We start from the raw sequence: 13,483 nt of genomic DNA, 5'->3' as shown, positions 1-13,483 counted from the left end.
ACACGTGACGGCGCGGGCCCCCGTGCGTGAGAGACTGCACGCCATGGTGCGCTGGTTGACAGCGGGGGAGTCTCACGGCCCCGCGCTCACAGGAATCGTTGAGGGACTGCCGGCCGGGATCCCGGTCACGACGCAGGACGTGCAGGACGCGCTCGCGCGCCGCCGCCTGGGGTACGGTCGCGGCGCGCGCATGAAGTTCGAGCAGGACGCGGTGACGATCCTCGGCGGCGTCCGCCACGGCCGCACCCTCGGCTCGCCCGTGGCGATCCAGGTGGGCAACACGGAATGGCCCAAGTGGGAGAAGGTGATGGCCGCCGATCCCGTCCCCGCGGAGGAGCTCGACGGACTGGCCCGCAACGCGGCGCTCACCCGCCCGCGGCCCGGGCACGCCGACCTGACCGGCATGCAGAAGTACGGCTTCGACGAGGCCCGCCCCCTCCTCGAGCGCGCCTCCGCCCGGGAGACCGCCGCCCGCGTGGCCCTGGGCACCGTCGCCCGCGCCTTCCTCGGCGAGCTCGGCGTGCGGATCGTCTCCCACACCGTGGCCTTCGGGGAGGCGGCCCTGCCGGAGGGCCACCCGTTCCCCGTCCCCGAGGACGAGGCCCGCCTCGACGCCGACCCGGTCCGCTGCCTCGACCCGCGGACCTCGGCGGCGATGGTCGCCGAGGTCGACGACGCCCACCGCGCCGGGGAGACCCTCGGCGGCGTCGTGGAGGTGCTGGCGTACGGCGTGCCGATCGGCCTGGGCTCCCACGTGCACTGGGACCGCCGCCTCGATGCGCGGCTGGCCGGGGCACTGATGGGCATCCAGGCGATCAAGGGCGTGCAGGTCGGCGACGGGTTCGCCATGGCCGCCCGACGCGGCTCCGCCGCCCACGACGGGATCGCCCGCGGCGCGGACGGTCGCCCCCGGCGCACGAGCGACCGGGCCGGCGGCATCGAGGCCGGCATGTCGACGGGCGAGCTGCTGCGCGTGAGTGCCGCGATGAAGCCGATCGCCACGGTGCCGCGCGCGCTGCCCACGGTCGACGTCGCCACGGGCGCGGAGACCACGGCCCACCATCAGCGCTCCGACGTGGCGGCCGTGCCCGCCGCGGGCATCGTCGCCGAGGCCATGGTCGCCCTCGTCCTGGCTGACGCGATGCTCGAGAAGTTCGGCGGTGACTCCGTGGCCGAGACGCGCCGCAACCTCGGGGCGTTCCAGGCCGCGGTCCCCGCCCTGCCGGAGCCGGGCGCCGACGCCGTGGCGGACGGCCCGATGGGCGACCCCCTGCCGTGACCGACACCCCCGGGACCGCGCCGGCCCCGGGACCGGACCCGAGCACGCGTCCCGTCCCCGGGCCCGTCACCGTGTGCCCGTGGGAGGGCATGACCGGCGCCCTCGAGGCGCGCCTGACGGCCGCGGCCACGGTGGCCGCCGCGGCCGACGAGGACCCGGACGCGCGCCCGGCCCGCCGGGTCGTCCTCGTCGGCCCGATGGGGGCCGGCAAGACGACGGTCGGCCGGGCCCTGGCCGCCCTGACCGGGCTGCCCTTCGTGGACTCCGACGAGCTGTTCGCCCAGGTCCACGGCCCGATCCCGGAGTTCTTCGCCGAGCACGGCGAGGCCGCGTTCCGGGCGGAGGAGGCCCGCGTCATCGGCCATGTGCTCGGCCGACCCGCCCCATGCGTCCTCTCGTGCGGCGGCGGCGCCGTCCTGCATCCGGGCACCCGCCGCGCGCTGGCCGGGCCGGACTCCGACGTCGTCTACCTCGCGGTCGGAGAGGCCGAGGCGCTGCGCCGCGTGGGCGGCGGCGCGGGCCGCCCCGTCCTGGCCGGAGACCCCGCCGGGACCTGGCGGCGTATCCTCGCCGAACGCGAGGGGCTGTACCGCCAGGTCGCCGACCTCGTGCTCGACACCACAGGCCTGACGGCCGCCGAGGCGGCCTGGCGTATCGTGGGGGACGCCCACCGCCCCCGAAGGAGTGAGTCACACCCATGACGGACCGTCAGCCGGACAGCACCGAGCAGGAGACCCCGGGGGCAGCGCCCGTGGCCGCTCCGGCCGCACCCGAGGACGTGACGGTCATCCCCGTGGCCGGTGGCCACGAGGCGGCCGTGCACGGCGGTTACGACGTGGTGGTGGGCCGGGGCCTGCTCGCGCGCCTGCCGGACATGCTCGGCCCGACCGTCCGACGCGTGCTGGTCATCCATCCGCGCGCCCTCCGGGCCACCGGCGACGTCGTCAAGAACGACCTCGAGGCCGTGGGCCTGACCGCACTGACCGCCGAGATCCCGGACGCCGAGGAGGGCAAGCACCTGCAGGTGGCCGGGTTCTGCTGGCAGGTGCTCGGCCAGAACGACTTCACCCGGTCGGACGCGATCGTCTCCGTGGGCGGCGGCGCCGTGTCCGACCTGGCCGGCTTCGTGGCGGCCACGTGGCTGCGCGGCATCCGCGTCGTGCACATGCCCACCACCCTGCTGGGCATGGTGGACGCGGCGGTGGGCGGCAAGACCGGCATCAACACCGCCGAGGGCAAGAACCTGGTGGGGGCGTTCCACAATCCAGCCGGCGTGCTGGCCGACCTGGACACGCTGCTCACCCTGCCGGCCAACGAGCTGATCTCCGGCCTGGCCGAGGTCGTGAAGTGCGGCTTCATCGCCGACCCCGCGATCCTCGACCTGATCGAGGAGGACCCGGCCCAGGCCCAGAACCCGCACTCCGCGCGGCTGCGCGAGCTGATCGAGCGCTCGATCCGGGTCAAGGCGGACATCGTCTCCCGCGACCCCCGCGAGTCGGGCGCCCGCGAGGCCCTGAACTACGGCCACACGATGGCGCACGCGATCGAGCTCGCCGAGCGCTACCAGTGGCGCCACGGCGCCGCGGTGTCCGTGGGGCTGGTCTTCGCGGCCGAGCTGGCCCGCTCCCTCGGCCGGCTCGACGACGCCACCGCGGACCGCCACTGGTCGGTGCTGACGGCCCTGGGCCTGCCCGTCTCCTACCGTGGGGACCGGTGGCAGACCCTGCTCGAGGGCATCCGCCGGGACAAGAAGAACCGCGGCGACCAGCTGCGCTTCGTCCTGCTGGACGGGCTCGCGCAGCCCACCACCGTGGACATCCCGGACGCGTCCCTGCTCTTCGCGGCGTACCAGGAGATCGCAGAGTGAGCCGCCGCTGACCCCGGCCCCGCGCGGGGCCTCCCGTAGACTGGCCCGCGCACATCCAAGACCCCACCCACTGCAGGCGGACCCGTGACGGTCCGCGAGACCGATCGGGAGCACACACACGTGGCAACGAGCAACGACATCAAGAACGGCGCCGTCCTGAAGCTGGAGGGCCAGCTCTGGAACGTCACCGAGTTCCAGCACGTCAAGCCGGGCAAGGGCGGCGCGTTCGTCCGCACCAAGATGAAGAACATCACCACGGGCAAGGTCGTGGACAAGACCTTCAACGCCGGCGCCAAGGTCGAGTTCGCCACCGTGGACCGCTCCGACTACCAGTACCTCTACCAGGACGGCGCGGACTACGTGTTCATGGACGTCAAGGACTACGACCAGATCACCGTGCCCGGGGCCGTGGTCGGCGACGCCGCGAAGTACATGCTCGAGAACACCCAGGTCGTCATCGCCCTGCACGAGGGCACGCCGCTGTACCTCGAGATGCCGGCGTCCGTGGTCCTGGAGATCACCTACACCGAGCCGGGCCTGCAGGGGGACCGCTCGTCCGCCGGCACCAAGCCCGCCACCGTGGAGACCGGCGCCGAGATCCAGGTGCCGCTCTTCGTCGAGCAGGGCACCCGCGTCAAGGTCGACACCCGCACCGGCGACTACCTCGGCCGCGTCAATGACTGAGCGGGCCTCCGCCGGCTCCGCTGCCAAGCGGGGGACCACGGCGCGCAGCCGCTCCCGGCAGCGTGCGGTGGAGATCCTGTTCGAGGCCGAGCAGCGCGGCTCCACCGTGCTGGAGGGCATCCGCACCCGCCGCGAGAGCACCGACCTGCAAGTGAACGACTACACCCAGCGGCTCGTGGAGGGCGTCATCGCGGACCAGGAGCGGATCGACGAGGCCCTGAGCTCCTACTCCCGCGGCTGGTCCCTGGACCGCATGCCCGCCGTCGACCGGGCGATCCTGCGCGTGGGGGCCTGGGAGCTGCTCTTCCAGGACGATGTGCCGGACGCTGTCGCCATCTCGGAGGCCGTCGCCCTGGCCGCCCAGCTGTCCACGGACGACTCGCCCGAGTTCGTCAACGGTCTGCTCGGCCGCCTGCAGCAGGTCAAGCCGACGCTGCTCGCCTGAGCCGCCGAGAGCTCCGTCACGAGGCCCGTCCCGCACCGCGTCATCCGCGCCGTGGGGCGGGCCTCGCTGGTAGAGTCGGCGACGTCCCGCGCGGGGGCCCACCGGCGCCCCGGGACGAACCACGCATCCTTTAAGAGCCGTCCTGTGAGGCGGGGAAGGAGGCGCCGGCATGGGAACTGACCCCGCCGCACCTCGTGCTGCCCGGACCGTGCTGTCCACGTCCGAGATCGACCGGGCGCTGACCCGGATCGCCCACGAGATCCTCGAGTCCAACAAGGGCGCCGAGGGTCTCGTCCTGATGGGGATCCCGCGCCGCGGGGCCCCCCTGGCCCGGCGGCTCGGCGCCCTGCTGGCCCGCATCGAGCCGGCCTTCGACCCCACCGCCGCCGTCGGTGAGGTGGACGTGACGCTCTACCGGGACGACCTCCGCCGCGGCACGGCCCGCACCCCGATGCCCACCCGCCTGCCCGAGGTCCCCCTCGACGGCGCCGTCGTCGTGCTCGTGGACGACGTCCTCTTCTCCGGCCGCACCGTCCGGGCCGCCCTCGACGCGATCGCCGACCTGGGCCGCCCCGCCGCCGTGCGCCTGGCCGTCCTCGTGGACCGCGGGCACCGCGAGCTGCCCGTCCGGGCCGACTTCGTGGGCAAGAACCTGCCGACCTCCACCGCCGAGCGCGTCCAGGTCCGGCTCATGGAGGTCGACGGCCCCGAGGGCACCGGCGAGGTCACTGAGGACGCCGTGAGCATCGTCGACCGTGTCGCGACCCGGGAGGGTTGAGCCGTGCGCCACCTGCTGTCCACCGCCGACCTCTCCCGCGCCGACGCCCTCGCCGTCCTCGACACCGCCGAGGAGATGGCCGCCGTCAACCAGCGCGAGGTCAAGAAGCTGCCCGCCCTGCGCGGCCGCACCGTGGTGAACCTCTTCCTCGAGGACTCCACCCGCACCCGCATCTCCTTCGAGGCCGCCGCCAAGCGGCTCTCCGCGGACGTGATCAACTTCTCCGCGAAGGGGTCGTCCGTCTCCAAGGGGGAGTCGCTCAAGGACACCGTCCAGACGCTCGAGGCCATCGGCGCGGACGCCATCGTGATGCGCCACTGGTCCTCGGGCGCGGCCCGCCAGCTGGCCGACTCCGGCTGGGTGCGCTCCGCCGTCGTGAACGCCGGCGACGGCACCCACGAGCACCCCACCCAGGCCCTCCTGGACGCCTTCACCCTGCGCCGGCGCCTCGCCGCGGCGACGGGAGAGGACCTGGTCGGCCGGGACCTGACCGGCATGCGCGTGGTGATCGTGGGGGACATCCTGCACTCGCGCGTGGCCCGGTCCAACGTGTGGCTGCTCAGCACGCTGGGCGCACAGGTCACCCTGGCCGCCCCGCCCACCCTGCTGCCCGTGGGCGTGGCCGCGTGGCCGTGCCAGGTCACCTACTCGCTGGACGAGGCCCTCGACGCCGGCCCCGACGCCGTCATGATGCTCCGCGTCCAGGCCGAGCGAATGGGCGGCGCCTTCTTCCCGTCCGCAGGGGAGTACACCCGGACCTGGGGGCTGACCGATGACCGCTTCGCCCGCCTCACCGCCGGCCGGGGCGCCCTGCTCGACGAGCCCGTGGTCATGCACCCCGGCCCGATGAACCGCGGCCTGGAGATCAGCCCGGCGGCGGCGGACTCGCCCCGCAACACCGCCCTCGAGCAGGTCGCCAACGGCGTGTCCGTCCGCATGGCGGTCCTGCACCTCGTCCTCAACCACGACCAGGAGGTCCGCCCGTGAGCGCCCCCAGCCCCGCCCCCCTGCTGCTGCGCAGCGCGCGCCTGACCACGGGCGAGACCGCCGACGTGCTCGTCGCCGAGGGCCGGATCGCCGCCCTCGGCCCGGACGCCGCGACCCACGCCGCCGGCCTCGACCCGGCCCCCGAGGAGGTCGACTGCGCCGGCCTGGTGCTGCTGCCCGGGCTCGTCGACCTGCACACCCATCTGCGCCAGCCCGGCAAGGAGGACGCGGAGACGGTCGAGACCGGCACCCGCGCCGCCGCGATGGGCGGCTTCACCTCGGTCCACGCGATGGCCAACTCGACGCCGACGGCCGACACCGCCGGCGTGGTGGAGCAGGTGTGGCGGCTGGGCCGGGACGCGGGCTGGTGCGATGTGCACCCCGTGGGCGCGGTGACCGTGGGCCTGGCCGGCGAGGCCCTGGCCGACCTCGGCGCGATGGCCGACTCGCAGGCCCGCGTGCGGATGTTCTCCGACGACGGCATGTGCGTCCACGACGCCGTGCTGATGCGCCGTGCGCTCGAGTACGTGAAGTCCTTCGGCGGCTTCGTGGCCCAGCACGCGCAGGAGCCGAACCTCACCGCCGGCGCCCAGATGAACGAGTCCGAGCTCTCCGGCGTCCTCGGCCTGGCCGGCTGGCCCGCCGTGGCGGAGGAGGCCATCATCGCCCGTGACGTGCTGCTGGCCCAGCACGTGGACTCCCGCCTGCACGTGTGCCACGTCTCCACGGCCGGCTCCGTCGAGCTGATCCGCTGGGCCAAGGCCCAGGGCGTGGCCGTGACCGCCGAGGTCACCCCGCACCACCTGCTGCTCACCGAGGAGCTCGTCCGCTCCTACGACCCCGTGTTCAAGGTCAACCCGCCGCTGCGCCGCGAGTCCGACGTGATGGCCCTGCGCGCCGGGCTGGCCGACGGCACCATCGACACCGTGGGCACCGACCACGCCCCACACACCGCCGAGACCAAGCAGTGCGAGTGGACGGTCGCGGCGATGGGCATGACGGGCCTCGAGACCGCCCTGTCCGTGGTGCAGCAGGCGATGGTGGACACCGGCCTGATGGACTGGGCCGGCGTCGCCCGCGTGATGTCCACGGCGCCGGCCCGGATCGCCGGCCTGACCGACCAGGGCCAGGCCGACGAGCGCGGCGTCCCGCGCGTCGGCGCCGTGGCCAACCTCGTGCTCGTGGACCCGCAGGCCCGCCGCACCGTGGACCCCGAGCAGCACCTGACCAAGTCCCGCAACAGCCCGTACCGGGGCATGGAGCTGCCGGGCGCGGTACGCCACACGGTCTACCGCGGCGCCCGCGTCGTCGCCGACGGCGCCCCCGCCCGGCCGTACCGCCACCCGGCCCTGACGGAGACGGGGGAGCGCGCGTGAGCATCACCTCCCTGGCCGCCGCCCTGGCGGCCCGTCCCGTCCCGCCGCGGACCCCGACGAAGGACTACGCGGACGTGTGGCTGCCGGTGACCCTGGGCACCCTGGCCGTCGTCCTCGTGCTGCTCGGCCTGCTGGCCCTCGGGTGGCGGGCCCGCCGCCGGGCGCAGGCCGGGATCCCGGCCCCGGCCCCCGTGCCGACGGCCCTCTACGACGCCGAGCCGACGCTGTCCTCGGAGGGCATGCACGTGGGCACGGTGCGCGGCGAGGACCGACTGGACCGCGTGGCGGTGCACGGCCTGGGCCTGCGCTCGCGCGCCGTCCTCGAGGTCCACGACGCCGGCACCCACCGCGGCCTGCTCGTGCTCCGCCCCGGGGCCGCCAACCTGTTCATCCCCGCGGACGACCTCGTCGAGGCCGGCCTGTCCGGCGGGATCGCCGGCAAGTTCGTCGAGCCGGGCGGGCTCGTCGCCTGGGGCTGGCGCCTCGGCGACGTCGAACTCACCTCCGCCTTCCGCCCCGACCGCCCCGAGGACCGCGACCGGCTCCTCGCCGCCCTGCAGACCATCATCGACCCCGCCCCGGCCGACCCGGCCGGCCGCGCAGGAGAAGGAGACCCCCGATGAGCACCCCCACCGACGACCTGGCCCTGCTCGTCCTCGAGGACGGCACCGTCCACCGCGGCCGGGCCTACGGCGCCCGCGGCCGCACCCTGGGCGAGGCCGTGTTCACCACGGGCATGACCGGCTACCAGGAGACCCTCACCGACCCGTCCTACGCGGGGCAGATCATCGTGCAGACCTCCCCGCACATCGGCAACACCGGGGTCAACGACGCCGACCGCGAGTCGCGGGCGATCTTCGCCGCCGGCTACGTGGTCCGCGACGCGGCCCGGCGTCCGTCCAACTGGCGCGCCGAGCGCACCCTCGACGAGGAGCTCGAGGCGTTCGGCGTCGTCGGGATCCGCGAGGTCGACACCCGGGCCATCACCCGCCGCCTGCGCACCGAGGGCTCGATGCGCGCCGGCGTGTTCTCCGGCGAGCACGCCGCCCGCCCGGAGGCCGAGCTGCTGGCGGAGGTGCGCGCCCAGCCGTCGATGGCCGGCGCCCGCCTCGCGGAGTCCGTCACCACGGAGCAGCCGTACGTCATCGAGCCGGCCGAGCACGGCTGGGAGGGCGAGCCGATCGCCGAGATCGCCGCCCTCGACCTCGGCATCAAGGCCGCCACGCCGCGGCACCTGGCCTCCCGCGGCATCCGCGTGCACGTGCTGCCCGCGGCCACGGACCTGGCCGGCATCCGCGCCGTGGACCCGGACGGCGTCTTCCTGTCCAACGGCCCCGGCGACCCGGCCACGGCAGACGCCCAGGTGGAGCTGCTGCGCGAGGTCCTCGACGCCGGCCTGCCGTTCTTCGGCATCTGCTTCGGCAACCAGATCTTCGGCCGCGCGCTCGGCTTCGACACCTACAAGCTGAAGTTCGGCCACCGCGGCCCGAACCAGCCGGTGCTGGACAAGGCCACGGGCCGCGTGGCCATCACCTCCCAGAACCACGGCTTCGCCGTGGCCGCCCCCCTCGGCGAGCCGATCGAGGCGCCGGAGTCGCGCTTCGGCCGCGTCGAGGTCTCCCACTGGTCCCTGAACGACCAGGTCGTCGAGGGCCTGCGCCTGCTCGACCGGCCCGCCTTCTCCGTGCAGTTCCACCCGGAGTCCGCGGCCGGCCCCAACGACACCCTCGACCTGTTCGACCGCTTCGTGCAGCTGCTCACCGAGCACCGCGCCGCCACCACCCCCGCCACCGAAGGAGCCTGATCCATGCCCAAGCGCACCGACCTGAAGTCCGTCCTGGTCATCGGCTCCGGCCCCATCGTGATCGGCCAGGCCGCCGAGTTCGACTACTCCGGCACCCAGGCCATCCGCGTCCTCAAGGAGGAGGGCGTCCGCGTCGTCCTCGTCAACTCCAACCCGGCCACGATCATGACCGACCCGGAGCTGGCCGACGCCACCTACGTCGAGCCCATCACCCCGGCCGTGGTCGCCAAGATCATCGAGAAGGAGCGCCCGGACGCCCTGCTGCCCACCCTGGGCGGCCAGACGGCGCTGAACACCGCCATCGCCCTCGACAAGGACGGGGTGCTCGAGCGCTTCGGCGTCGAGCTGATCGGCGCGAACATCGAGGCCATCGAGCTCGGCGAGAACCGCGAGCTGTTCAAGGGCGTCGTGGAGCGTGCCGGCGGCGAGTCCGCCCGGTCCCACATCGTGCACACGATGGAGGAGGCCCTGGCCGCCGTCGAGGACCTGAAGTACCCCGTGGTGGTGCGCCCCTCGTTCACGATGGGCGGCCTCGGCTCCGGCATGGCCTACGACGAGGCCGACCTGTACCGCATCTGCGGCGCCGGCCTGCAGTACAGCCCGACCTCCGAGGTCCTGCTCGAGGAGTCCATCCTCGGCTGGAAGGAGTACGAGCTGGAGATGATGCGGGACAAGAACGACAACGTCGTCGTCGTCTGCTCCATCGAGAACGTGGACCCCGTGGGCGTGCACACCGGCGACTCCATCACCGTGGCCCCGGCCATGACGCTGACGGACCGCGAGTACCAGAAGCTGCGGGACATCTCGATCAACGTCATCCGCGAGGTCGGCGTGGACACCGGCGGCTGCAACATCCAGTTCGCGGTGAACCCCGTGGACGGGCGCGTCGTCGTCATCGAGATGAACCCGCGCGTCTCCCGCTCCTCGGCGCTGGCCTCGAAGGCCACCGGCTTCGCGATCGCCAAGATCGCCACCAAGCTGGCCCTGGGCTACACGATGGACGAGATCCCCAACGACATCACCCAGAAGACCCCGGCGTCCTTCGAGCCGGTCCTGGACTACGTGGTCGTGAAGGTCCCGCGCTTCGCGTTCGAGAAGTTCCCGGCGGCGGATCCCACGCTGACCACCACCATGAAGTCGGTCGGCGAGGCCATGGCCATCGGCCGCAACTTCACGGAGGCCCTGCAGAAGGCCCTGCGCTCGCTCGAGCAGAAGGGCTCGGAGCTCGCGTTCCCGCAGGACGCCGACCCGCAGGCCCTGCTCGCGGCGGCGAGCACGGCCACCACCGACCGGCTCTCCCAGACCCAGCAGGCGCTCTACGCCGGCGCCACGATCGAGGAGGCCTTCGAGGCCACCGCGATCGACCCGTGGTTCCTGGACCAGTTCGTGCTCATCAACGAGGTCGCGGACGAGATCCGCGACGCCGAGGTCCTCGACGAGGCCCTGCTGCGCCGCGCCAAGCGGCACGGGTTCTCCGACGCCCAGATCGGCTCGCTGCGGCACATGGACGCCGCGGTCGTGCGCGGCGTGCGTCACGCCCTGGGCGTGCGCCCCGTCTACAAGACCGTGGACACCTGTGCCGCCGAGTTCGAGGCCTTCACCCCGTACCGGTACTCCAGCTACGACCTCGAGACCGAGGTCGCCCCGCACGAGGGCGAGTCGGTGATCATCCTCGGCTCGGGCCCGAACCGGATCGGCCAGGGCATCGAGTTCGACTACTCGTGCGTGCACGCCACCATGGCGCTGCGCGAGGCTGGCTACGAGACCGTGATGGTCAACTGCAACCCGGAGACGGTATCCACGGACTACGACATCTCCGATCGCCTCTACTTCGAGCCGCTCACGCTCGAGGACGTCCTGGAGGTCATCGCGGCAGAGGAGGCCTCCGGCGGCGTGCGCGGCGTCTTCGTGCAGCTCGGCGGCCAGACCCCGCTCAAGCTGGCCCAGCAGCTCGCCGACGCCGGCGTGCCGATCCTGGGCACCTCGCCCGCGGCCATCGACCTGGCCGAGCACCGCGGCGAGTTCGCGCTCGTGCTCGAGCGCGCGGGCCTGGTGGCGCCGAAGAACGGCACGGCGGTCTCCTTCGACGACGCCAAGCGCGTGGCGGACGAGATCGGCTACCCCGTGCTCGTGCGCCCCTCCTACGTGCTCGGCGGCCGCGGCATGGAGATCGTGTACTCCGAGGAAGCACTGGCCCACTACGTGGAGCACGCCACGGAGATCACCCCCGACCAGCCGATGCTCGTGGACCGCTTCCTCGAGGACGCGATCGAGATCGACGTCGACGCCCTCTACGACGGCACCGAGCTGTACCTCGGCGGCGTCATGGAGCACATCGAGGAGGCGGGCATCCACTCGGGTGACTCCGCGTGCGTGCTGCCTCCCGTCACCCTGGGCCCGGACGTGCTCGAGCGCGTGCACCGCGCCACCGAGCGGATAGCGGCCGGCGTCGGCGTGCGCGGCCTGATCAACATCCAGTTCGCGCTCGCCTCGGACGTGCTGTACGTGATCGAGGCGAACCCGCGCGCCTCGCGGACCGTGCCGTTCGTCTCGAAGGCCACGGGCGTCCAGCTGGCCAAGGCGGCCGCGCGGATCGGCGTCGGCGAGAGCATCGCCGACCTGCGCGCGGCGGGCATGCTGCCCACGGCGTACGACGGCGGCACCCTGCCGATCGGCGCGCCCGTGGCGGTCAAGGAGGCGGTGCTGCCGTTCACCCGCTTCCGCACCGCGGAGGGCCGCGTGGTCGACTCGCTGCTGGGCCCGGAGATGCGCTCGACGGGCGAGGTCATGGGCATCGACAAGCACTTCGACACCGCGTTCGCCAAGTCCCAGTCCGCCGCCGGCGGCCCGCTGCCCACCTCGGGGCGCGTGTTCGTGTCGGTCGCCAACCGGGACAAGCGCACCCTCGTGGGCCAGGCCAAGCGCCTCGTCGACCTCGGCTTCCAGGTGGTCTCCACCGGCGGCACCGCCGAGGTGCTGCGGCGCAACGGCATCCCCGCGGAGGTCGTGGCGAAGATCGCCGACGCCGGGCACGAGGACGGCGCGGGCACCGTGCTGGAGCAGCTGCACGCCGGCACCGTCGACCTCGTGCTGAACACGCCCTCCGGCGGCGACGCCCGCACGGACGGCTACGAGATCCGCGCGGCCGCGACGTCGCTCGGCGTGCCGGTGATCACGACCACGGCCGAATTCGGGGCGTGCCTGCAGGCCATCGAGGCCATGCGGTCCTACGAGTGGTCCGTCACCTCACTGCAGGAGCACGACGCGCGCCTGCAGCAGGCTGTCGCCGGTCCGGAGGCCGCGGCGTGACCACGACGGCGACGGGCGGCGCGGGGCCCCGCGCCCCCTTCGGGCGGCGGCTGGCCCACGCCATGGAGACGGCCGGTCCGCTGTGCCTCGGCGTGGACCCCCATCCGGGCCTGCTGCGGCAGTGGGGCCTGAGCGACACCCCGGCGGGCCTCGAGGCGTTCTCCCTAACCGCCCTCGAGGCGGCGGTGGGTCCCGAGGGGCCCCGCGTGGCGGCGATCAAGCCCCAGGTGGCGCTGTACGAGCGCCACGGATCGGCCGGCCTGGCGGCCCTGGAGCGGCTGCTCGCGGCCGCCCGGGACGCCGGGGTGCTCACGATCGCGGACGCCAAGCGCGGTGACATCGGCTCCACCATGGACGGCTACGCCGCCGCGTGGATCGCCGACGCCTCGCCCCTGGCCGCGGATGCGGTGACGCTCAGCCCGTACCTGGGTTTCGGCACCCTCGTGCCGACCATCCGCGCCGCCCACGAGGCCGGCCGCGGCGTGTTCGTCCTCGCGCTGACCTCCAATCCGGAGGGCCGCGAGGTCCAGCACGTGGGCGAGGGGTCGGCCGAGGGATCGGTCGCCCGGCGCATCGCCGCGGCGGCGGCCGCCGAGAACGCGGCCCTGCGCGGCGACGACGCGTGGGGGCCGGTGGGACTCGTCTTGGGCGCCACGGTGGCCGCCGAGGCGGACCGCCTCGGCCTGGACCTGCCGGCCCTCGGCGGGCCCCTGCTGGCGCCCGGGTTCGGTGCCCAGGGCGCCACGGCCCGGGGCATGCGGGCCGACTTCGGGACGGCCTGGCCGCAGGTCTTGGCGACCTCGTCCCGCGGCATCCTGAGCGCGGGCCCGTCGGTGGCCTCGCTGGTGGACACGATCGAGGAGAATCGCGCCGCCCTGCGGTGACGCCCGCGTCCTCCCGGCGCGCCCGTGCCGTGTGGACGGGATGGTATCTTCCCTTTCGATCGGCTGTGCT

Annotated in this window: 12 protein-coding genes; all 12 read left to right on the top strand. The window is 73.8% G+C overall.

Annotated features, from left to right (window positions below):
* Positions 1-43: 43 nt before the first annotated feature.
* The 12 genes from aroC to pyrF all read left to right on the top strand — a co-directional run bounded on the left by aroC (position 44) and on the right by pyrF (position 13,413).
* A complete protein-coding gene (gene aroC, locus ACFI33_RS00550; RefSeq protein ID WP_170747795.1) occupies positions 44-1,279 on the top strand; it encodes a chorismate synthase in 1,236 nt (411 codons plus the stop codon).
* Positions 1,280-1,368: 89 nt separating this feature from the next.
* Positions 1,369-1,980, top strand: coding sequence for a shikimate kinase (locus tag ACFI33_RS00545; RefSeq protein ID WP_240967061.1), 612 nt, complete (start codon positions 1,369-1,371; stop codon positions 1,978-1,980).
* The gene (gene aroB / locus ACFI33_RS00540) at positions 1,977-3,146 is read left to right on the top strand and encodes a 3-dehydroquinate synthase (RefSeq protein ID WP_095346497.1); all 1,170 of its coding nucleotides are present in this window, start codon (positions 1,977-1,979) and stop codon (positions 3,144-3,146) included. Before ACFI33_RS00545 ends, aroB begins: the two co-directional genes overlap by 4 nt.
* Positions 3,147-3,266: 120 nt before the next feature.
* Entirely contained in the window at positions 3,267-3,830 is a 564-nt protein-coding gene (efp, locus tag ACFI33_RS00535; RefSeq protein WP_002857030.1) for an elongation factor P, read from the top strand.
* On the top strand, positions 3,823-4,275 hold the full coding sequence (gene nusB, locus ACFI33_RS00530; RefSeq protein ID WP_119217262.1) for a transcription antitermination factor NusB: 453 nt from the start codon (positions 3,823-3,825) through the stop codon (positions 4,273-4,275). The genes efp and nusB overlap by 8 nt, the downstream gene beginning before the upstream one ends.
* Positions 4,276-4,444: 169 nt before the next feature.
* On the top strand, positions 4,445-5,053 hold the full coding sequence (gene pyrR / locus ACFI33_RS00525) for a bifunctional pyr operon transcriptional regulator/uracil phosphoribosyltransferase PyrR (protein ID WP_036313707.1): 609 nt from the start codon (positions 4,445-4,447) through the stop codon (positions 5,051-5,053).
* A 3-nt stretch (positions 5,054-5,056) separates the two neighbouring features.
* A complete protein-coding gene (locus ACFI33_RS00520) occupies positions 5,057-6,040 on the top strand; it encodes an aspartate carbamoyltransferase catalytic subunit (RefSeq protein WP_036313715.1) in 984 nt (327 codons plus the stop codon).
* A complete protein-coding gene (locus ACFI33_RS00515) occupies positions 6,037-7,416 on the top strand; it encodes a dihydroorotase (RefSeq protein WP_036313718.1) in 1,380 nt (459 codons plus the stop codon). Before ACFI33_RS00520 ends, ACFI33_RS00515 begins: the two co-directional genes overlap by 4 nt.
* Entirely contained in the window at positions 7,413-8,039 is a 627-nt protein-coding gene (locus ACFI33_RS00510; protein ID WP_145950604.1) for a PH-like domain-containing protein, read from the top strand. The genes ACFI33_RS00515 and ACFI33_RS00510 overlap by 4 nt, the downstream gene beginning before the upstream one ends.
* Positions 8,036-9,220 (top strand): glutamine-hydrolyzing carbamoyl-phosphate synthase small subunit, encoded by a 1,185-nt coding sequence (carA, locus tag ACFI33_RS00505; RefSeq protein ID WP_036336598.1) that lies wholly within the window; start codon positions 8,036-8,038, stop codon positions 9,218-9,220. The genes ACFI33_RS00510 and carA overlap by 4 nt, the downstream gene beginning before the upstream one ends.
* Before the next feature lie 3 nt (positions 9,221-9,223).
* Positions 9,224-12,529 (top strand): carbamoyl-phosphate synthase large subunit, encoded by a 3,306-nt coding sequence (carB, locus tag ACFI33_RS00500; RefSeq protein WP_078025475.1) that lies wholly within the window; start codon positions 9,224-9,226, stop codon positions 12,527-12,529.
* On the top strand, positions 12,526-13,413 hold the full coding sequence (gene pyrF, locus ACFI33_RS00495) for an orotidine-5'-phosphate decarboxylase (RefSeq protein WP_036336596.1): 888 nt from the start codon (positions 12,526-12,528) through the stop codon (positions 13,411-13,413). The genes carB and pyrF overlap by 4 nt, the downstream gene beginning before the upstream one ends.
* Positions 13,414-13,483: the final 70 nt, after the last annotated feature.

This window comes from Micrococcus sp. PSi08, assembly GCF_054960655.1.
The sequence above is the reverse complement of the archived record's forward strand: the minus strand, read 5'-3'. Positions and strand labels throughout refer to the sequence as shown.

Bases quoted from the DNA above. Each gene is read 5' to 3' on its own strand.
- pyrR (WP_036313707.1), top strand. From the start codon at position 4,445: ATGGGAACTGACCCCGCCGCACCTCGTGCTGCCCGGACCGTGCTGTCC.
- aroB (WP_095346497.1), top strand. From the start codon at position 1,977: ATGACGGACCGTCAGCCGGACAGCACCGAGCAGGAGACCCCGGGGGCA.
- carB (WP_078025475.1), top strand. From the start codon at position 9,224: ATGCCCAAGCGCACCGACCTGAAGTCCGTCCTGGTCATCGGCTCCGGC.
- ACFI33_RS00545 (WP_240967061.1), top strand. From the start codon at position 1,369: ATGACCGGCGCCCTCGAGGCGCGCCTGACGGCCGCGGCCACGGTGGCC.
- nusB (WP_119217262.1), top strand. From the start codon at position 3,823: ATGACTGAGCGGGCCTCCGCCGGCTCCGCTGCCAAGCGGGGGACCACG.
- aroC (WP_170747795.1), top strand. From the start codon at position 44: ATGGTGCGCTGGTTGACAGCGGGGGAGTCTCACGGCCCCGCGCTCACA.
- carA (WP_036336598.1), top strand. From the start codon at position 8,036: ATGAGCACCCCCACCGACGACCTGGCCCTGCTCGTCCTCGAGGACGGC.